19 protein-coding genes and 1 riboswitch are annotated in these 19,242 nt (G+C 68.0%); of the genes, 10 read left to right on the top strand and 9 right to left on the bottom strand.

Features of this window, described 5'->3' with window-relative positions:
• The first annotated feature begins 51 nt into the window (after window positions 1–51).
• From AB0M14_RS19445 to AB0M14_RS19435, 3 genes are all read left to right on the top strand, one after another.
• Window positions 52–1,275, top strand: coding sequence for a cupin domain-containing protein (locus AB0M14_RS19445; RefSeq protein WP_364996769.1), 1,224 nt, complete (start codon window positions 52–54; stop codon window positions 1,273–1,275).
• A complete protein-coding gene (gene fahA, locus AB0M14_RS19440; protein ID WP_364996767.1) occupies window positions 1,275–2,447 on the top strand; it encodes a fumarylacetoacetase in 1,173 nt (390 codons plus the stop codon). Before AB0M14_RS19445 ends, fahA begins: the two co-directional genes overlap by 1 nt.
• A 129-nt stretch (window positions 2,448–2,576) precedes the next feature.
• Window positions 2,577–2,789 carry a hypothetical protein gene (locus AB0M14_RS19435; protein ID WP_364996765.1) on the top strand — a complete coding sequence of 71 codons (213 nt, stop codon included), beginning with the start codon at window positions 2,577–2,579 and terminating at the stop codon, window positions 2,787–2,789.
• On the opposite strand, the gene AB0M14_RS19430 is transcribed toward AB0M14_RS19435, so the two are convergent.
• Window positions 2,790–3,476 carry a TetR/AcrR family transcriptional regulator gene (locus AB0M14_RS19430; RefSeq protein ID WP_364996762.1) on the bottom strand — a complete coding sequence of 229 codons (687 nt, stop codon included), beginning with the start codon at window positions 3,474–3,476 and terminating at the stop codon, window positions 2,790–2,792.
• Window positions 3,477–3,574: 98 nt separating this feature from the next.
• Here AB0M14_RS19430 and AB0M14_RS19425 point away from each other — a divergent pair, with 98 nt between their 5' ends.
• Window positions 3,575–4,972 carry a lipase family protein gene (locus AB0M14_RS19425; RefSeq protein ID WP_364996760.1) on the top strand — a complete coding sequence of 466 codons (1,398 nt, stop codon included), beginning with the start codon at window positions 3,575–3,577 and terminating at the stop codon, window positions 4,970–4,972.
• A gap of 75 nt (window positions 4,973–5,047) precedes the next feature.
• A complete protein-coding gene (locus AB0M14_RS19420) occupies window positions 5,048–5,530 on the top strand; it encodes a VOC family protein (protein ID WP_364996758.1) in 483 nt (160 codons plus the stop codon).
• Here the strand turns inward: AB0M14_RS19420 and AB0M14_RS19415 are convergent.
• Window positions 5,509–6,012: a hypothetical protein gene (locus AB0M14_RS19415; protein ID WP_364996755.1), complete on the bottom strand. Its 504-nt coding sequence runs from the start codon at window positions 6,010–6,012 to the stop codon at window positions 5,509–5,511. The two genes, AB0M14_RS19420 and AB0M14_RS19415, sit on opposite strands and share 22 nt — an antisense overlap.
• A gap of 255 nt (window positions 6,013–6,267) precedes the next feature.
• Window positions 6,268–6,396: riboswitch (TPP riboswitch) on the top strand.
• Between AB0M14_RS19415 and thiC the strand changes: the two genes are divergently transcribed.
• On the top strand, window positions 6,389–8,083 hold the full coding sequence (thiC, locus tag AB0M14_RS19410; protein WP_364996753.1) for a phosphomethylpyrimidine synthase ThiC: 1,695 nt from the start codon (window positions 6,389–6,391) through the stop codon (window positions 8,081–8,083). (Overlaps the previous riboswitch by 8 nt.)
• A gap of 70 nt (window positions 8,084–8,153) precedes the next feature.
• Here the strand turns inward: thiC and AB0M14_RS19405 are convergent, their stop codons facing one another.
• From AB0M14_RS19405 to AB0M14_RS19395, 3 genes are all read right to left on the bottom strand, one after another.
• Window positions 8,154–9,089: a hypothetical protein gene (locus AB0M14_RS19405; RefSeq protein ID WP_364996751.1), complete on the bottom strand. Its 936-nt coding sequence runs from the start codon at window positions 9,087–9,089 to the stop codon at window positions 8,154–8,156.
• A 151-nt stretch (window positions 9,090–9,240) separates the two neighbouring features.
• Window positions 9,241–10,764 (bottom strand): MFS transporter, encoded by a 1,524-nt coding sequence (locus AB0M14_RS19400; RefSeq protein ID WP_364996748.1) that lies wholly within the window; start codon window positions 10,762–10,764, stop codon window positions 9,241–9,243.
• A 97-nt stretch (window positions 10,765–10,861) separates the two neighbouring features.
• Window positions 10,862–11,419 carry a TetR/AcrR family transcriptional regulator gene (locus AB0M14_RS19395; RefSeq protein WP_364996746.1) on the bottom strand — a complete coding sequence of 186 codons (558 nt, stop codon included), beginning with the start codon at window positions 11,417–11,419 and terminating at the stop codon, window positions 10,862–10,864.
• Window positions 11,420–11,458: 39 nt separating this feature from the next.
• Here AB0M14_RS19395 and AB0M14_RS19390 point away from each other — a divergent pair, with 39 nt between their 5' ends.
• Complete coding sequence (locus AB0M14_RS19390) at window positions 11,459–12,700, top strand: KasA/KasB family beta-ketoacyl-ACP synthase (protein WP_364996743.1); 1,242 nt, start codon at window positions 11,459–11,461, stop codon at window positions 12,698–12,700.
• 36 nt (window positions 12,701–12,736) lie between these two features.
• Here AB0M14_RS19390 and thiD read toward each other — a convergent pair whose 3' ends face one another.
• Window positions 12,737–13,582, bottom strand: coding sequence for a bifunctional hydroxymethylpyrimidine kinase/phosphomethylpyrimidine kinase (thiD, locus tag AB0M14_RS19385; RefSeq protein WP_364996741.1), 846 nt, complete (start codon window positions 13,580–13,582; stop codon window positions 12,737–12,739).
• 109 nt (window positions 13,583–13,691) lie between these two features.
• On the opposite strand from thiD, the gene AB0M14_RS19380 reads away from it, so the two are divergent.
• Window positions 13,692–14,837 (top strand): GTP-binding protein, encoded by a 1,146-nt coding sequence (locus tag AB0M14_RS19380; RefSeq protein ID WP_364996738.1) that lies wholly within the window; start codon window positions 13,692–13,694, stop codon window positions 14,835–14,837.
• Window positions 14,838–14,920: 83 nt separating this feature from the next.
• Here AB0M14_RS19380 and AB0M14_RS19375 read toward each other — a convergent pair whose 3' ends face one another.
• Together AB0M14_RS19375 and AB0M14_RS19370 are read right to left on the bottom strand one after the other, a co-directional pair.
• Window positions 14,921–15,544: an SDR family oxidoreductase gene (locus tag AB0M14_RS19375; RefSeq protein WP_364996735.1), complete on the bottom strand. Its 624-nt coding sequence runs from the start codon at window positions 15,542–15,544 to the stop codon at window positions 14,921–14,923.
• Between the two features lie 103 nt (window positions 15,545–15,647).
• A complete protein-coding gene (locus AB0M14_RS19370; protein ID WP_364996733.1) occupies window positions 15,648–16,736 on the bottom strand; it encodes an epoxide hydrolase family protein in 1,089 nt (362 codons plus the stop codon).
• A gap of 86 nt (window positions 16,737–16,822) precedes the next feature.
• Between AB0M14_RS19370 and AB0M14_RS19365 the strand changes: the two genes are divergently transcribed.
• Window positions 16,823–17,506, top strand: coding sequence for a helix-turn-helix domain-containing protein (locus tag AB0M14_RS19365; RefSeq protein ID WP_364996730.1), 684 nt, complete (start codon window positions 16,823–16,825; stop codon window positions 17,504–17,506).
• A 126-nt stretch (window positions 17,507–17,632) separates the two neighbouring features.
• Here the strand turns inward: AB0M14_RS19365 and AB0M14_RS19360 are convergent, their stop codons facing one another.
• Window positions 17,633–18,376 (bottom strand): TetR/AcrR family transcriptional regulator, encoded by a 744-nt coding sequence (locus AB0M14_RS19360; protein ID WP_364996727.1) that lies wholly within the window; start codon window positions 18,374–18,376, stop codon window positions 17,633–17,635.
• A 155-nt stretch (window positions 18,377–18,531) separates the two neighbouring features.
• On the opposite strand from AB0M14_RS19360, the gene AB0M14_RS19355 reads away from it, so the two are divergent.
• Window positions 18,532–19,182, top strand: a complete 651-nt coding sequence (locus AB0M14_RS19355) for a class I SAM-dependent methyltransferase (protein ID WP_364996725.1) — start codon at window positions 18,532–18,534, stop codon at window positions 19,180–19,182.
• Window positions 19,183–19,242 lie beyond the last annotated feature (60 nt).

Raw genomic sequence — 19,242 nt, 5'->3', positions numbered from 1 at the left:
CCATCCGGCAGCTTCGCTTTATTTCGCGGCACCGCGCATTAGCATGCGGACATGGCGTTCTATCGGCAGGTCGGCTCGGTTCCGCCGAAGCGGCACACCCAGCATCGCGACGAGCAAGGCAACCTCTATTACGAGGAGTTGATGGGCGAGGAGGGGTTCTCCGGGGATTCCTCGCTGCTCTATCACCGCGGCCTGCCACCCGCCATTGTCGACTCGACGGTGTGGGAGCTGCCGGATCAGCGCACCACACCGAATCATCCACTGCGGCACCGGCATCTGCGGTTGCACGACCTGTTCCCGGGCGACGTCCCGGCCGAGACGGACGTCGTCACCGGGCGGCGGCTGATTCTCGGCAACGCCGACGTGCGGATCTCCTACGTGGTCGCACGGCGGCCATCGCCGTTGTACCGCAACGCGATCGGCGACGAGCTGGTCTACGTGGAGTCGGGCGAGGCGGTCGTGGAGACGGTCTTCGGTCCGTTGCGGGCACGGCAGGGCGATCAGGTGCTCATCCCCCGGGCCACCACGCACCGCTGGGTGCCCACCGGCCCGGAACCGTTGCGCGCTTATGCGATCGAAGCCTCGAGCCACATCACGCCGCCGAAGCGATACCTGTCGAAATTCGGTCAGCTGCTGGAACATTCGCCGTACTGCGAGCGCGACCTGCACGGGCCCCGCGACACCCTGCTCGAGACCGGTACCGAGGTGGAGGTGCTGGTCAAGCATCGGCCCGGCGGTCAGGTCGCGGGCACCCGGATGGTCTACGCGACCCACCCCTTCGACGTGGTGGGCTGGGACGGCTGCCTGTATCCGCTCACCTTCAATATCGCCGACTTCGAGCCGATCACCGGGCGCATCCATCAGCCGCCGCCGGCGCATCAGGCGTTCGAGGGGATCAACTTCGTGGTGTGTAATTTCGTGCCGCGCAAGGTGGATTACCACCCGCTGTCCATTCCGGTGCCGTACTACCACTCCAATGTCGACTCCGACGAGATCATGTTCTACTGCGGCGGAAACTACGAGGCGCGCAAGGGATCCGGGATCGGGCAGGGTTCGGTGTCGGTGCACCCCGGCGGTTACGCGCACGGTCCGCAGCCCGGCGCCTACGAGCGCAGCATCGGGTTGGAGTTCTTCGACGAGCTGGCCGTCATGGTCGACACCTTCCGCCCGCTCGAGCTCGGGGAAGGCGCGCTGGCCTGTGAAGACCCGGCCTACGCGTGGACTTGGTCGGGGCGCGGGCCGGACGGCGACCGGCACGAGGGGCCGGCGCTGTGATGACTCGTATCGACGTAGCTCCGGAATCGCAGTTCGGGCCGGACAATTTGCCCTATGGCGTCTTCGCGCCCGAGAACGGCCCCTACCGCGTCGGCGTCCGGCTGGGCGACGCGGTCATCGATCTCGCTGTGGCGCTGGATGATCCGGTCTTCGCCGCGCCCAGCCTGAACCCGTTCCTGGCCGCGGGCCCGCGGCGCTGGCGCGAGGTACGCGAGCGGGTTCGCCTGCTCGCCGAGGCCGAAATCCCGGACGCGGCCGTGCATTCGCTCGCCGAGGTCGAGCTGAAGCTGCCGGTGCAGGTCGGTGACTACGTCGACTTCTACGCCAGCATCGACCACGCCACCAACCTGGGCCGGCTGTTCCGGCCGGATTCGGAACCGCTGCTGCCGAATTGGCGGCATCTGCCGGTCGGCTACCACGGCCGGGCCGGGACCGTGGTGGTGTCCGGCACCGATATCGTCCGGCCGCGCGGACAACGCCGGACCGACTCGGGCACACCGGATTTCGGTCCGTCCAAGCGGCTGGACATCGAAGCGGAACTGGGTTTCGTGGTGGGCGCCGGCTCCGAGCTCGGCAGGCCGATCGACATCGAGAACTGCGCCGACCACGTTTTCGGCGTCGCCCTGGTCAACGACTGGTCGGCCCGCGACATCCAGGCCTGGGAATATCAGCCGCTCGGCCCCTTCCTGGGCAAATCCTTCGCCACCTCGCTCTCGGCGTGGATAACCCCGCTGGCCGCCCTGGAATCCGCACGCATCCCGCTGCCGGTCCAGGAACCGGCACCGTTGCCCTACCTGCGGGCCGCCGACCCGTGGGGCCTGGATATCAGTCTCACCGTGCACTGGGACGGCGCGGAGGTCTCGCACCCGCCGTACTCCCGCATGTACTGGTCACCGGCGCAGATGCTGGCGCACCTGACCGCCAACGGCGCCTCGACCCGCACCGGCGATCTCTACGCGTCGGGCACCATTTCCGGACCGGAACCCGGACAGCGCGGCTCGCTCATCGAATTGTCCTGGGGCGGCAGCGAACCCATTCCGGTCAACGGCCAGAAGCGCACCTTCCTGGAGGACGGCGACGAGATCGTCCTCACCGCCTCCGCGCCCGGACCCGGCCTCGGTCGCATCGGTCTCGGCGAGGTCCGCGGCCGGATCCGGCCCGCGCACGACTGAACCGGCCGACCCCGCGACGGCATCGACCCCACAACGGCATTGGCCCCGGAATCGGGGTCTGCCCCGGCGGGTTGCCCGCCGGTAGCGTTCGGCGCCGGGAGGGGCCGGATCTACCAGAGAGAACCACCTATGAAACGTCGTATCGCCGCTGCCGTTTTCGCGGGCGCACTGCTCGTCCCGGTCCCGCTCGCGGCCACGGCCGCCGCGGCGACCCATTCCGGGTCCGCCGAACTCGGCTGCACCAGTCCGTCCGTCCCGACCTGCTCGGGGCCGATGAAGGCCTTGCTCGATGTGCTCGGCCTGCTCAGCTCCGGCTCCGCCAAGGGCGGCAAGCCCGCCTGATCAGGAGGCGGTGGCCGCCCGGCCGGCGTCGACGACGGCGACGAACCGGATGAGGTCGGCGGTCAAGCTGTCGGCCGTGTCCGGGGCGCCGCCGTCGTCGTGGTGGTGCAGCCAGTCGGCGACCAACTCGAACATGCCGCCGACAGTCGCCAGGGCGAGGGTGAGGCTCGCACGGTCCGGGTTTGCCTGCTCCGACCACTGTTGTTCGAGGAACGCGGCGGCCCAGCGGCGGTTGCCGCGACGTTGTTTCTCCACGGTCGGCGAGATGCCGCCGGCCTCTCCGAAGGTGACCTTGGCCAGGCGACGATCGTCGGCGATGGCGTGCACGAACTCCGTCAGGACCGCCGCGATGCGTTCCGGGCGCGGCCGATCGGCGACCGCGGCCGCGACGGCGGCGACCCGGTCCTGGATCTGTACCGTCACCTGCTCCAGCAGCGCGATATAGCAGGCTTCCTTGCTGTCGAAATGGTCGTAGAAACCCTTCGTTCCGACGAAGGCGTGCTGGCAGATCTGCTCGATCGAGGTCCCCGAAAAGCTCTGTGCGGCGAACAGTTCGGTCGCGGAGTCCAGCAGTTGGCTGCGTCGTTGCGCACTGCGCTGTTCGGCGTCCAGGCCGCGGATCCGGCGCCGCACCGGAGCCTGGGTCGAGGCGGGAGCGGGCCGCGCGGCGGAGTTGCTGCGGGTCATGGCTTCGAGATTAGCGGGCCGTCTTTCAACAAGGCATCTTGTTCCTAACTGGATGGTCTGTTGTAATCACTCTCACGTCGATGAGGAAGAAGGCGAACGTGTCAGTGATCAATGGAGATCGGACTCGGCGCGGCAGATCGCGCGTCGTCGCGGCCATGATGGGGGTGGCCGTCGCCGTCGCCGCCACCCTGCTGACCGGTGGCGTCACCGCCGCGCCCGCCGCCGCGGTGCCGCCGCCGTCGCAGGACGCGTTCTATCAGCCGCCCGTGGGCTTCGAAGCCGCGGAACCCGGCACCGTGCTGAAGTCGCGGGAGGTGCGGCTCGCGGTGATCACGGTGCTGCCGCTGAACGTGCGCTCCTGGCAGCTGATGTACCGCACCACTGATCTTTTCGAACAGCCCGCCGTCGCGGTGAGCACCGTGATCCTGCCCGCGGGCGCCGATCCGAACCGGTCCCGGCCGCTGGTCTCGCTCCAGTTCTATTACGACAGCGCCAGTCCCGACTGCGCGCCGTCGTTCGTGCTGCGGCAGGGCGCGGGGCTGCCCGGCCTGGAGGGCATCCACTCACAGAGTGAGCTGATCGCCCTCGCCGCGCTGATCAGCCAGGGCTGGGCCGTCTCCATCCCGGATTACGAAGGGCTGGAAGGACATCTGGCGGTCGCCAAGGAACCCGGCTATATGACGCTGGACGGCATCCGCGCCGCCGAACGGTTCGAGCCGCTGGGCCTGGACGGGGTGAATACGCCGGTCGCGATGTGGGGTTACTCCGGTGGCGGCATGGGTTCGGGCTGGGCCGCGGAAATGCAGCCGACCTATGCTCCGGAACTCAACGTGCAGGGGATCGCGCTCGGCGCGCCCACCTCGGACGTGGTGTCGCTGCTGCACACCAACGGCTCGATGTTCTCCAGTCTGGTCGGCATCGGCATGGCCTCGCTGTCCAAGGCGTACCCGTCGTTCAAGGAGGTCACCTACCGGCACCTGACCCCCGAGGGCCGGGCCTACATGGAGCGCGTCAACGCGCAGTGCCTGCCGCGCAACGCCTTGACCTCGATGTTCATCGACTACCAGCGCATGCTGGACATTCCGATCAAGGACTTCCTGGCGCTGCCGGAGATCAAGGAGGTCTTCGACTCGACGGTGCTGGGCCGTAATGCCCCGACCGCGCCGATCTTCTTGTACCAGGGCGTATTCGACGAAGCGGTGCCGGCGTGGACCAATGACCGGCTGTCCCAGCAGTGGTGTGCCGCAGGCACTTCCGTGGTCTACAAGCGCGACCACCTCAGCGAGCACCTGACCCTGCCGTCGCTGGGCATGGCCGACACGTTCAACTGGTTGAAATCGCGCCTGGCGCCCAACGCGCCCGAGCAGGTCGGCTGCCGCACCGAGAACACCGTGTCCATGCTGGCCGACGTCAACGACCTGCTCACCCAGGTCGAAATCAACCTGAACGCGACTTTCGGCGCGCTCGGTTTCCCCATCGGCCCGCGCGAGCGGTAGCCCAGCGATGAATTTCGGGGCGTCGTATCGTCGGTATGGGGCACAGGCCATGCACTAGACCGGGAGGACCCCGTCATGCAGAAAATCGTCACGAACCTCTGGTACGACACCCAGGCCGAAGAAGCCGCCGAGTTCTACTGTTCCCTCTTTCCCGACGCCAAGATCACCGATGTCCAGCGCTACACCGAGTCCGGCCCGCGCGAAGCCGGTCTCGTCATGACCGTCGACTTCGAGCTGGCGGGCCAGAAGTTCACCGGCATCAACGGCGGCGGCGACTACCACTACACGCACGCCATGTCGCTGCTGGTCAACTGCGACAGCCAGGCCGAGGTGGACCGCCTCTGGGCGGCCCTGCTCGCCGACGGCGGCCAGGAAATCGAATGCGGCTGGCTCAACGACAAATACGGTGTGCCCTGGCAGATCTGGCCCGCCGAAGCCAATGAACTCCTGGTCGGCGACGACAAGGAGGCCGTCAACCGGGCCATGAAGGCCATGCTCGGCATGCGCAAGCTGGACGTGCAGGCGATGCGCGACGCCTACGAGGGAAAGGTGAGCTGAGCGCGGCTGTACACCGCGCGGCAGTCCTTGACCGCTTTCTCCTCGGCGGCCATGGCGAGCGTGGCCTTCTCGACATCGGCGGGTCGCGCCGCCGCGGCGAGCGCCGCCGTGAGCGCTTCGCTCGCACTCTGAATGGCCGCGGCGCGCTCGACCACGCCGCCCGCGGCGATCGCACCGTGCGCATCCTCGGCGGCCCGGGCGGCCGCCTCGGCCGCGACACCCACCTCGGTGGCCTTGACCGCCGACAGCGCGGACCATTCCGCCTCCACGATGGCCGCGCCGGCCGCGGCGGCGGCGCGCTGAGCCGCGCTCTTGGCCCGCATCCGGGCCTGGGTCAGCAGCGCCTTGGTCGTCTCGGCATTCGACTCCGCGGCGTCGGCGACCACCAGACTCGGCGGGTATTCGATCTCGGCGGTGAATCCGGCGCCGGCGATCAGCGTGACGGCGGCGGCTCCCGCGATCATGGCATGTACAACGCGCACTTTTGTCCTCCAAGTCGAGTGGCGGCACGAACGAAGAGACGCCCTCGATGCTGGTCCGCGCGGACCAGCCCGGCGCACCGGCACGAGGACCGTGCCCTGGTTCGCGGCCCAACCGACATCGGCTTGTGACTCCCTCGGTGGATCGCCCGAGTGGCCCCCGGCGAACCGCCGGGCGGCTTGTGCGGATCGACCGGAATCCGGCATTCGGTGCGTGCCGGGCGGTAGCGAACGGGTATGGTCGGGCCCGAAAACAACTGCACACCGAACGGGGGCTCGCACCAGCGGGCTGAGAGGACGGCTAGCCCTATTTCCGGGCGTTCAGGGCCGTCGACCGTATGAACCTGACCGGGTAATGCCGGCGTAGGGAGAGATTTACATGGGCAAAACACGGGGATGGCAGCCGACGGAGCTTGCGGAGTCGGCGGGGCGGGTAAACACAGCCACGTCCGAAACTGTCGACACCGTTACCACGGGGCCGATCGAAGGCAGCGTCAAGCACTATCTCGAGGTCGACGACCTGCGGATTCCGGTGCGGCGCATCAATCTCACCAACGGTGAGCACTTCGATGTGTACGACACCTCCGGTCCGTACACCGACGACACCGCCGCCATCGATCTGGAGGCGGGACTCGCGAAGCTGCGCGACACCTGGACCAAGCCCGACGTCGAGGGGCCGCCGACGCAGCTGGCCTGGGCACGCCAGGGCATCGTCACCCCCGAGATGCGCTTTATCGCCGCGCGCGAAGGGGTTTCGGAAGAACTGGTGCGCGCGGAGGTCGCCGCGGGCCGCGCGGTGATCCCGGCCAACCACCGCCATCCCGAACTCGAGCCGACCATCATCGGCAAGAAGTTCCTGGTGAAGATCAACGCCAATATCGGCAACTCCGCGGTGTCCTCCTCGATCGCCGAGGAGGTGGAGAAGATGGTGTGGGCGACCCGCTGGGGCGCGGACACCATCATGGACCTGTCCACCGGCAAGAACATCCACGAGACCCGCGAGTGGATCCTGCGCAACTCCCCCGTCCCGGTCGGCACCGTGCCGATCTACCAGGCGCTGGAGAAGGTGAACGGCGATCCCACCCAGCTCACCTGGGAAATCTACCGCGACACCGTGATCGAGCAGGCCGAGCAGGGCGTGGACTACATGACCGTGCACGCCGGCGTGCTGCTGCGCTACGTGCCGCTCACCGCCAAGCGGGTCACCGGCATCGTCTCGCGCGGCGGATCCATCATGGCCGCGTGGTGCCTGGCCCACCACCAGGAATCGTTCCTGTACACGCACTTCGAGGAACTCTGCGAGATCCTGGCGAAGTACGACATCACCTTCTCCCTCGGTGACGGCCTGCGCCCGGGCTCCATCGCCGACGCCAACGACGCGGCCCAGTTCGCCGAACTGCGCACCCTCGGCGAACTCACCAAGATCGCGAAATCCCATGGCGTGCAGGTGATGATCGAGGGCCCCGGCCACGTGCCGATGCACAAGATCGTGGAGAACGTGCGCCTCGAGGAGGAACTCTGCGAGGAGGCTCCGTTCTACACCCTGGGCCCGCTCGCCACCGATATCGCACCGGCCTACGACCACATCACCTCGGCCATCGGCGCGGCCATCATCGCCCAGGCCGGCACCGCCATGCTCTGCTACGTCACCCCGAAAGAGCATCTGGGACTGCCGAACCGGGATGACGTGAAGGTCGGCGTGATCACCTACAAGATCGCCGCGCACGCCGCCGACCTGGCCAAGGCGCACCCGCACGCGCAGGACCGGGACAACGAATTGTCCAAGGCCCGTTTCGAATTCCGCTGGCGCGACCAGTTCGCGCTGTCGCTGGATCCGGACACCGCGCGCGAGTACCACGACGAGACGATGCCCGCGGAACCCGCCAAGACCGCGCACTTCTGCTCCATGTGCGGGCCCAAGTTCTGCTCCATGCGCATCTCCGCCGACGTGCGGGAATACGCGGAGCAGCAAGGGCTTACCGATGTCGAGGCGATCGAGGCCGGGATGGCCGAGAAGTCGGCGGAGTTCGCCGGCGCGGGCAACCAGGTGTACCTGCCGATCGCGTCCGTGTAAGAAGCCGGGGGGCGGCGACGATTTCGAGGGGCGCCGAAATCGTCACCGCCGTCGGTGACCCAGCGCGGGCTCAGTGCCGGCGCCGGCCGTTCTCGTCGGGCCAGTAGTCGCCGTCCCAGCGACCTTTGACCCCGATGGAGCTGCCCAGGAGATCATCGATGGGCCGTCGACCGGTCCGCTTGCCGTTGCGGACCATCGGTTCCACCGCCTGCTGCACGGCGGGGGTGGCGACCCGGGGCACGGTCTGTTCGATGGTGGTGGCGCGCGGCTTCTCGACCAGCCGGATGCGCGGCTTCTCCACGATCTTCTCGATCACGTGCTCGACCGGTCGCTGGATGACCTTCTCCTTGATCCGGGGCTTTTCGACGATCTTGTCGACTTCCCAGTTCACGGTCTTGTCGACGGTCCGTTGGATGACCTTCGGCCGCTCGATCACCTTGTCGACGGTTTTGGTGACCACCTTGGTGACCGGCCGCACCACGACCTTCTCGCGCACCACCTCGCGCCGCACCTTCACGATTTTGATGACCGGCTTGTCCTCGTAGATCGTGACGACCTTCCGCACCGGCCGCCGCACCACCTTGTAGACGATCTTCTCGACCGGGACCTCGATCACCTTCTCGACCACCTTGATGACCGGCTTCTGCACGACCTTCCGGACCACCTTCGGCACGGGCTTCTCGACCACCCGCTCCTTGATCTGCGGCACCGGTACCTCGATGACCTTGTCGACGATCTTCACCACCGGCTTGTGCGTGCGGCGTTCCACGGTGACGTGCTTCTCGATCACCTTGTCCTGGATTTCCACGATCGGCTTCTCGACCATGCGCTGCACCCGGACCGGCTTGCGCTTTATCCGATCGACAATGGTGATGACCGGCTGCTCGACCACCCGGGCGACCCGAACCGGCTTGCCGGCCGCCTTGTCCGCGGTGTCGGCGACCTTCATCGCGCGCGGCGATGTGGTGGTCTTGCGGCTCGGCTTGCCGTTCGCACTGCTGGCCATCTTGCCTCCCATGGAATTCGGTCTTCCGGTCTCCCTATTTCGAATTACTCGGCTGGAACCCTTGGCCATTCAACCAGGGATTAAATAGCGCGCGGAAACAATTCGGCATTATTTGCATTTCGAACCGGGCGAATTACATCGGCGAAATTCGTCAATGGCCGCCGGTGACCCGAAATCCCCGGGGCACCAGCCAGACCGCGACCACGGCCACCGCCGCGACGATCGCCGCGGAGATATAGGAGGTGATGGTGAGCGCGACGTCGAAAGCGTGGCCGGTTTCGGCGAGCACCTGGGAGCGCGCTGCCGGGTCCAATTCCGAGGCCACCTCGACCGCGCCGCCGACCGAGCCGCGGGCTTCCTCCAGCGCGACGCCGTGCAGCGGGAGGTCGGTCATGTTCTCGCTGAAGAGGCGCGCGTGGATGCTGCCGAGCAGCGCCACGCCCAAGCCGATGCCCAGTTCGTAATTGGTTTCCGAGACCGCCCCCGCCTGCCCGGCACGTTCCGGTGGCACCGCCGAGACCAGGACCGCGGCGGCCGCGGTGACCGCGAGTCCGTCGCCGAGACCGAAGGTGGCCAGCACCAGCGCGATCACCGGATAGGTGGTGGGTTCCGGACTCAACGCCAGGCCGAGGAAGCCGAGGGCGAGCGCGCCGAGCCCGAGCGCGAGCACCCCGCGCACGCCGATGCGCTGCATCAGCCAGGGCGTGGACAGCGAGGCGGCGAGCAGCGTGATCGCCGAGGGCATGGTGCGCAGGCCCGCCTGGGACGGGGAATAGCCGTGAATATATTGCAGCCACAGGGAAATCAGGAAAAGGGCGGCGCCGATGGCGAGCATGGCCAGCAGGGTGGCCAGGGCGGCGGCCAGAAAAGGCCCGTTGCGAAACAGCCGGACATCGAGCAGCGGGTCCCCCGAAACGAGCTGGCGGCGCGCGAACCACGCCAGAAAAAGCAGACCCAGCACGAAGATTCCCCAATCCACACCACCGGCCGAGCCTTTCGCGATGTGTTTGATACCCCAGGCCAGGCCGACGATTCCCGCGATGGACAGTGCCGCCGACAGCCAATCCAGCGTCCCCGATTGCGGTGACCGATATTCCGGCAGCAACCAGGCGCCCGCCACCACGGTGCCGACCACGACGGGCACATTCAGCCAGAACGCCGAGGCCCAGCCGAAATCCTCGACGAGCAGGCCGCCGACGATCGGGCCGATGGTGGCGCCCGCGCCCGCCACCGCGGCCCAGATGCCGATGGCGAGGGTGCGCTCCTTCGGGTCGGCGAAGATATTGCGAATCAGCGAGAGCGTGGAGGGCATCACCATGGCGCCGCCGAGGGCGAGCAGGACCCGGCCCGCGATCAGCTGACCGGAACTCTGCGCGGTCGCCGCCACCACCGAGGCGATGCCGAAGAGAATGAAACCGCTGAGGAACAACAGCTTTCGGCCCACCCGATCACCGACCGCGCCGGTGGTGATGAGCAGGCCGCCGAGCACCAGGCCGTAGACGTCGATGATCCACAGCTGTTCCAGCTGGCCGACGTGCAGGTCGTCGATCAGCGAGGGCAGAGCGACATTGAGAATGGTGGCGTCCATGGCGACCAGCAGCAGGCTCGCGCACAGCACGGCGAGCATCACCCACCGCGTGGCCCCGAAGTTGGGTGCTGGCAAATCCGCCGTCACGTCGACCCTTCCCTAGCCCGGATGTGTCGGAGCCAGCATTGACCGCCTAACGGCAAACATCAAGTTACCCACGCGCGGCGCGGACGACGGCCGCGGATCAGCGAATGTTCTGCTCGATCAGGCGGCGCGCGGCGCGGGTGGTGCGCTCGGCGTCGCCGGTGATCAGGCGGTCCTGGATGATGCCGCGCAGGCCGGAGATCAGCAGTGTCGCAACGGCTTCCGGGTCGTCGATGGCATCGATCCGGTCCAGCGCCGCGGCCAAGGCGGTGACGAACACGGCGATCGCGTCGTGGGCGTACCGCGCGTAGGGACCGGCGGGGGCGCAGGCCGCGCCGAGTACTTGCAGCAGCACCCGCACGCTCGCCGAACCGCGGCCGTCGGCGTTGGCTTCGAAGAAGGCGGTCAGCCGGGCCCGGAGCGTCTCGGCATCGGTGACCTCGGCGAACAGGGCGGCGATGTCGGGACGCTGCGTGGCCAGTGCCTGGACCAGCAGTTCCTCCTTGGTCCCGAAGTAGTGGATGAGCATGCGCGAACTGGTGCCGAGCTCGGCGGCGAGCGGGCGCAGCGACAGCTCGGCGAGACCGTGGTCGGCGATGTAGGCGACGACGCCGGCGAGCAGCTCGGCGCGTTTGGCGTGGTCGAGTGGGCGGGCCATGGGTTGACTGTAGCGACTGCTACAGGTATCCATGTCATCGTGACTGTAACAATCGCTTCAGAAACTCGGAATGTGGTCGTCACCGGCTATGCCGCGACCACCGCGCTGGCCGACGATGCCGAGGCGACCTGGGCCGGATTGCTCGCCGGGCGCAGCGGAATCGGCTCGCTGACCAGCGATTTCGTCGGCGAGTACGACCTGCCCGTGCGGATCGGCGGCACCCTCGCCGTGCACCCCGGCGAGCGGCTGACGCGGATCGAACAGCGCCGACTGTCCTACGTCGAGCAGCTGGCGCTGGTGCTCGGCCGCCAGGTCTGGCAGCACGCCGGGGCCCCCGAGGTGGACGGTGAACGGCTCGCGGTAGCCATCGGCACCGGGCTCGGCGGGGCCGACGCGCTGATCGCCGCGGTGGACGCGATGCGCGCCGGCGGCTACCGGAAGGTGTCGCCGATGGCCGTGCCGATGGTGATGCCGAACGGTCCGGCCGCCACGGTGGGCCTCGAAATCGGCGCGAAGGCAGGCGTTTTCGCACCGGTGTCGGCGTGCTCGTCGGGCTCGGAGGCGATCGCGCACGCCTGGCGGCTGATCCGCACCGGCGAGGCGGACGTGGTGGTCACCGGCGGCGTGGAAGGTCACATCGACGCGGTGCCGATCGCCAGTTTCGCCATGATGCGGGCCATGAGCACCCGCAACGACGAGCCCGAACGAGCCTCACGGCCGTTCGACCGGGATCGAGACGGGTTCGTCTTCGGCGAGGCCGGCGCGCTCCTGGTCCTGGAATCCGAGACGCACGCCCGTGCCCGCGGCGCGCACATTCTCGGCCGGGTCCTGGGCGCGGGCATCACCTCCGACGCCTATCACATCGTCGCCTCCGAACCGGGCGGCAGCGGCGCGGCGCGGGCCATGCGCAAGGCGATACAGACCGCGGGACTTCAGGTTTCGGATATCCAGCACGTCAACGCGCACGCCACCTCGACCTCGATCGGCGACGCCTCCGAGGCCGAGGCCATCACCGCGACCACGCCGCACGCCTCGGTCTACGCGCCGAAATCCGCACTGGGGCATTCGATCGGCGCGGTCGGCGCGCTGGAATCGGTCCTCACCCTGCTCACGCTGCGGGACGAGATCGTGCCGCCCACACTGAATCTCGACAATCGAGATCCGGAGATCGAGCTCGATATCGTCGCGGGCGCGCCGCGTGAGCAGCGCATCGACTACGCGCTGAACAATTCCTTCGGCTTCGGCGGGCACAATGTCGCGCTCGCCTTCGGGAAGATTTAGGAATGGCAGCCGCGCAGCGGCGGGGCGGATGAGCTGTCAGGCGTAATTCAGGCGCCAGAGCGGGGACACCGGACCATGGCCCGCACCCAGGTCGTAGGACGCCTCCAGGCAGCGGCGGGTCCACTCCTTGGCGAACTCGACCGCCTCGGGCACCGAGTAGCCGTTGGCGAGCGCGCACGCGATGGACGCCGCCATGGTGTCGCCGCCGCCGTGGTCGTTGCCGGTCTCGATGCGCGGGGCGGTGAATTCCAGGAACTGTTCGCCGTCGAAGAGCAGGTCGGTGCTGAACCGCGAGGTGCGTAGGTGGCCGCCCTTGACGATGGCCCACTGCGGGCCGAGCGCGCGCAGGGCTTCGGCGGCGCGGCGGGCGGTGGCGTCGTCGACGACGTCGACGCCGGTCAGCAGCCGGACCTCGTCCAGGTTCGGGGTGACCACGGTGGCCAGCGGGAACAGCGTGTATCGCACCGCGTCCAGCGCCGATTCGTGCAGCAGCGGATCGCCGTGCATGGAGGCCGCGACCGGGTCGACCACCAGCGGGATCGATCCGTCGCGGCCGATGCCGACTTCCTGGCACACGCCGGCCACGGCCTCGATGATGGCGGTGGAGGCGAGCATGCCGGTCTTGGCCGCACCGATCCCGATATCGCCGACCACCGAACGCACCTGGTCGGCCACGATATTCGGCGGGATCTCGTGGAAGCCGCTGACGCCCACCGAGTTCTGCACGGTCACCGCCGCGACGGCGACACAGGCGTGCACACCGCACAGCGCCATGGTCCGGGAATCGGCTTGGATCCCGGCGCCACCGCCGGAGTCGGTGCCCGCGATGGTGAGGACTCGAACAGGGGTCTGCCCGTCGGCGGGAATCGGCAGAAGTTTCACACAGGAGACCCTACGACCAGACGACTGGCGCGACACCCCCGCTCCCCTCGATTTCCGTCACTTCCTGGCCGGTCGCGGGCCGCTAAATGAAAACGATTATCATTAGCCTATGACTGCCTCCCTCGACACCCGCTTGCCCGTCACCGTGCTGTCCGGCTTCCTCGGCGCGGGCAAGACCACGCTGCTCAATCACATCCTCGCCAACCGGGCGGGCCGCCGGGTGGCGGTCATCGTCAACGACATGAGCGAGATCAACATCGATGCCGCGCTGGTCGCGGGGCAGGGTCACCTCGACCGGACCGAGGAGAAGCTGGTCGAGCTCACCAACGGCTGCATCTGCTGCACGCTGCGCGAAGACCTGATGGAGGCGGTGGGCCGGTTGGCCCGGGAAGGCCGGTTCGATCAGCTGGTCATCGAATCGACCGGGATCTCCGAGCCGATGCCGGTGGCCGCGACTTTCGACTGGGAATTCGAGGACGGCTTCTCGCTCGGCGAGCTCGCGCGGCTGGACACCATGGTGACCGTCGTCGACGCGTCCACCTTCCTCGCCGAGGTCGTGCGCGGCGAGGCGCTGGCCGACCGGAAGCTGGAGGCGGGAGCGGGCGACGAGCGCAGCATCGCGGATCTGCTGGTCGACCAGGTGGAGTTCGCCGACGTCTTGCTGATCAGCAAGACCGATCTGGTGAGCGCCAACGCCGCGGGAACAGTGGAAGCGACGGTGCGGCGGATGAATCCGCGCGCGCACATCCTGCGCACCGTGCGCGGCGCGGTCGACTTGGCCGAGGTGCTCGAGACCGGCAGGTACAACCCGGCGGTCGCGGCCGAGGCCGAGGGCTGGGCCGAGGAACTCGCGGGCGGACATGTGCCGGAGACCGAGGAATACGGGATCAGCAGCCTCACCTACACCGCCGACCGCCCGTTCCATCCCGAGCGGCTGGCGGCGGCGCTCGAGCAGTTGCGAGGAATGTTGCGCAGCAAGGGCTTCTGCTGGATCGCCAGCCGCCCCGAGCTCGCCGCCGTGTGGTCGCAGGCCGGGCCGAATCTGACCTTCGAACCGGCCGCCTGGTGGTCGGCACTGGAAGTTCCCGCGGGACAGGAGCTTGTCTTCATCGGCGTGAAGCTCGACGGCGCCGCGCTGCGCGACCGGCTCGACCACGCCCTGCTGACAGACGCCGAATTCGCTGCGGGCCAGGAACTCTGGCGGACGTTCGCGGACCCGTTCCCGGCCTGGGGCGAACTGCACGAGCATGCCTGAAAACACCTGTGACCCACGCCCTTCCGGGTCGTGGGTCACAGGTGGTTCGCGGGCGGTGGTCGGCCTGGTCATGGCCGTGGAGCTCAGTTCGAGATGCTCACGGCGCGGCGCAGGTAGGTCTGGTCGGTCAGCTGCTCGAGGTAGAAGGCCGCGATGTCGGCGCGGGAGATCTTCAGCGCCAGGCCCTTTGCGTTCGGCCCGAACCCGCGCTGGTAGGCGCCGGTCCGGGGTCCGTCGGTGAAGGCGGCGGGCCGGACGATGGTCCAGTCCACGTTGCTGGCCTGCACCAATTCCTCCTGCCGGCCGTGGTCGATGTAGGCCTTGCGCAGCACGATCCCGAACAGGATGTACTTCCACAGGAAGTTCAGGTTCGGCCGGCTGTCGCCGACGCCCAGGCTGGACTGCACGATCAGGCGCTTGACCCCGGTCCGGTTCATCGCCTCGATGACCGACTTGGTGCCGCCGAAGCGCACCTGACCGGTGCGGTCGTCACCGAGCGCGATGATCGCCGCGTCCTGTCCGGCGACCGCTCGCTCGACCGAGTTCGGGTCGAACACATCGCCTTCGACGACGCGCAGCCGGTCGTGCTGCTGGGTGACGTTCGCCGCGTTCCGGGTGAAGGCCGTGACCTCGTGGCCCTGGGCCAGCGCCTGCTCGACGACGACCCGGCCGACGGTTCCGGTGGCTCCGAAGACTGCGATTCGCATGTTGTTCTCCTTGTTGAATGCTGTTGTGCTGTTGATGGATTAAGTACATCAGCGGAGAACGAGACGAACCATGGTCCGGAGTCTCGGCTACATAAGCGACTGTCTACCGATACCGCGCGAAGAACTCGGCGATCTCGGTCGCCATCAACTCCGGCGCGACGTGGTGCAGGTAGTGGGTGTACACGTCATGCGTGCGCCAGGACACGATGGTGCGGTGATCACGGTCGGCGAAGCGCCGGATGCCGTGGAAATCGCCGGTCGACCCGGACAGCGCCAGCGGCACCGTGGTCGGTTCGGCCGGCTGCTCGGCCCGTGCCTTCTCGAAGTAGTGCCGGATCGCCGAGCCCGCGGTGCCGGTCAGCCAGTGGATCGCGATATTGGTGAGCACGAAATCGTCGTCCAGATCCGGGCCGAGCAGCTGACCGTTCCAGCCGAGCAGGCCGGTCGGGGAATCCATCAACGCGTGCGCCAGGGTCTGCGGCTGCTGGGACTGCAGGATGTTGAAGCCCATCTTGTTCTTGACGAACCAGTCCAGGGTGGCCAGCGACTGCTGCTCGTCGGCGGTGAGATCGGCCATTTCACTCGGATCCCCCGACGGGAACGAGTACACCTGCGAAACATGGACTCCGACAACGCTTTCCGGTGCGACCCGGCCGAGTTCCGGCGAGATCTGCGCGCCGCCGTCATTGCCGACCGCGCCGTACTTCGCATACCCGAGGCGAGCCATGAGCTCGGCCCAGGCCTTGGCGATGCGCTGATCGTTCCACCCGGATTCGGTGGTCACGCCGGAGAATCCATAGCCCGGGACCGACGGGATGACCAGGTCGAAACCGGCGGCGGTCAGCGGCTCTACGACGCCGAGGAACTCGACGAAGGTGCCCGGCCAGCCGTGCGTCAGGATCAGCGGAAAGGCGTTGTCCCGCCGCGCTTTCACGTGCACGAAGTGGATGTTCTGGCCGTCGATCTCGGTGGTGAACTGCGGGTAGGCGTTCAGCCGGTCCTCGACCTTGCGCCAGTCGAAGCCGTCGCGCCAGTAGTTCACCAGGTGCCGCACCCGATCCACGCTCACGCCGTAGGCGTCGCCGGAGCCGGGGATCTGATCGGCCCAGCGGGTGCGGGCCAGCCGGGCCTGCAGGTCGTCCAGGTCGGCCTGGTCGATCGCGATGCGGAAGGGGGTGATGGTGGCGCTCATCAGATTCTCCTTTTGAAACGGAATGCTTTGTTCTGTTTCCAACATAGCAGAACGGATCATTCCGTTTCAAGTGGTAATCTGAAGTCATGCCGAAGACATCCGACACCCCAGCTCCCAAGGGCCTGCCCGGCCGCAAGGCACAGGCCGCACGCAACGACGGCCTCATCCTGGAGGCGGCGCGCGCCGTGTTCCTGGCCGACCCCACCGCCCCGATCGCCGCCGTCGCCACCCAGGCCGGGGTGGGCATCAGCGCCCTGTATCGCCGCTATCCGAGCAAGGACGCGCTGTTACGCAAGCTCTGCCACGACGGATTGCGCCGCTACAACGCCGAAGCCGATGCGGCATTGGAAGATTCGGACGGCTGGCAGGGGCTGGTCGGATTCCTGGAGCGGGTCGTCGACGCCGACGTGCACTCGCTGACGGTCCATCTGGCGGGCACCTTCACCCCGGACGAGGAGATGCTGCCCGACGTCATGCACTCCGGTGCGGTCAATACCGAAATCGTGCGCCGCGCCCACGCCTCGGGCCGGCTGCGCCCCGAGGTCAACGCACAGGATCTGGGCTTGGTGCTGGAGGCCTGCTCGGCGATCAGCATGCCGGATCTGCAGCGCACCGCGCAGCTGCGCCGGCGCACCCTGGCCATGCTCATCGCGGGTATGGCGGTCCCCCGCACCGACAACGAACTCCCTGGTCCGGCTCCGCAACCGGGCGAATTCGCCTGGCGCTGGCAGCGCGAGCGCAATGCCCGCGGCCGCATCGTGGAGGCTTGATCCGGGCGGCGAAACTTGTCGGTGGGCAGGTTCATACTGGAGATGTCGCAAACACAGTTGGCCTCGACGAAGCGGCATCGACTCGGACAGCGTGGTCCGAAGGGCTTGCGGCAGTGCGGTGTTGAGTTACTCGGCCGAGAAGGCTTGGTGCAGGGGTTGGTCGGCATCGATCGTGATGCCGTTGAGGCGCGCGTTGGCCTCGGCGAGGGCGGAGATGCTCTCGGCGAGGTAGGCGACGAACTTCTCCACAGGCAGGGCGGGATCCTGGCGGCGGTTCGCGCCGATCCACCAGTCCGTGGCCGAGGCGACGGCGCCGAAGATCGAATAGGTGACCAGTTCGATGCTGTCCACATCGATCCGGTGGTCGAGCAGGCCCGCGAACATCTCGGCCGCACGCCGGGCCGACTGCCGCGCCGATTGCAGCGCCCGCTCGGATTCGTCGGCCTGCTGGGTGAAATGGCTGTGCAGCATGAACCGGAAGACGTTGGGGTGCTCGGTCACCACCAGCACGTAGTCGGCGGCGCCGCGGCGCACCAGGTCGCGCACCGAATCGTGGGTGAGGTCGACACCGGCGACGATCCGGTCCCACAGCATGTCGCGGACCCGGTCGACAATCGCGTTGTAGAGGTCGGTCTTGTCCTCGAAATGCCGGTACAGCTTGGGTTTCGCCGCACCGGCCTCCTTGGCGATATCGCCCATGCTGACCTCGGGCCCGAACTTGCCGAGGGCCCGGAAGGCCGCGTCCACGAACTCGGCGCGCACCTCGAGCCGATGCGCGCGCCACCGCTCGGTCCGGGCGTCGACGCGCTTGGGCCCCGCCGAGGCGGTACCGATCGCCCGATCGCTGCGCTGCTGCCCGCCGTGTCTCACGAATCCGACCGTACCAACCAGGGGCTCGGCGCTGGGCGGCCTGCTGGGCGCGGCCCGGAACCGTGTTGCCGAAACGGCAAGGAAAGTGGCGCGGTGGTGCGGTTCGGGCGCACCATGGCCGGGCACGTGACGCCACCCGGTGATAGGAGACCCGCATGACCGACAGCACTGCGCCCCAGTCCGCGCAGGATTTCTGGGAAGCCTTCTACCAGGAGCGCGACCAGATCTGGACCGGCAACCCGAACCCGTTGCTGGTGCGTGAGGCCGCCGATCTCACCCCGGGCACCGCGCTGGATCTCGGTTCCGGCGAGGGCGGCGACGCGATCTGGCTGGCCCAGCGCGGCTGGACCGTCACCGCCGCCGACATCTCCGCGACCGCGCTCGGGCGCGCCGCCGGTCACGCCGAGGCGGCGGGCGTCGGCGATCGCATCACCTGGACGAAACATGACCTGACGCAGTCGTTTCCGGAGGGCGCCTTCGACCTGGTGTCCGCGCAGTTCCTGCATTCGCCGGTCGAAGCGGACGGGGAACGCAACGACATCCTGCGCCGGGCCGCCGCCGAGGCGGTCGCGCCGGGCGGGGTGCTGCTGATCGGCAGCCACGCCGGCTGGGCGTCGAACCAGCAGCACGACCACCACCCCGACGTGCACTTTCCGACTCTCGACGAGATGCTCGACGCGATCGCCGAGGTGCCGGGCGAATGGCAGGTGGAAACCAAGGACGAGGTCGCGCGGGAGTGGACCGCACCGGACGGGACCACCGGCGTACGCACCGACACCGTCCTGCGGATTCGCCGGTTGAGCTAGTCGCGCAGGGGTCGCAGCGACCTCACAGCTGAGACCCAGCCGGGCTCCAGCGAGGTCGGC

Origin of the sequence: Nocardia sp. NPDC051832, assembly GCF_040681285.1 — a bacterium.
Lineage (GTDB): Bacteria > Actinomycetota > Actinomycetes > Mycobacteriales > Mycobacteriaceae > Nocardia.
The sequence above is the reverse complement of the archived record's forward strand: the minus strand, read 5'-3'. Positions and strand labels throughout refer to the sequence as shown.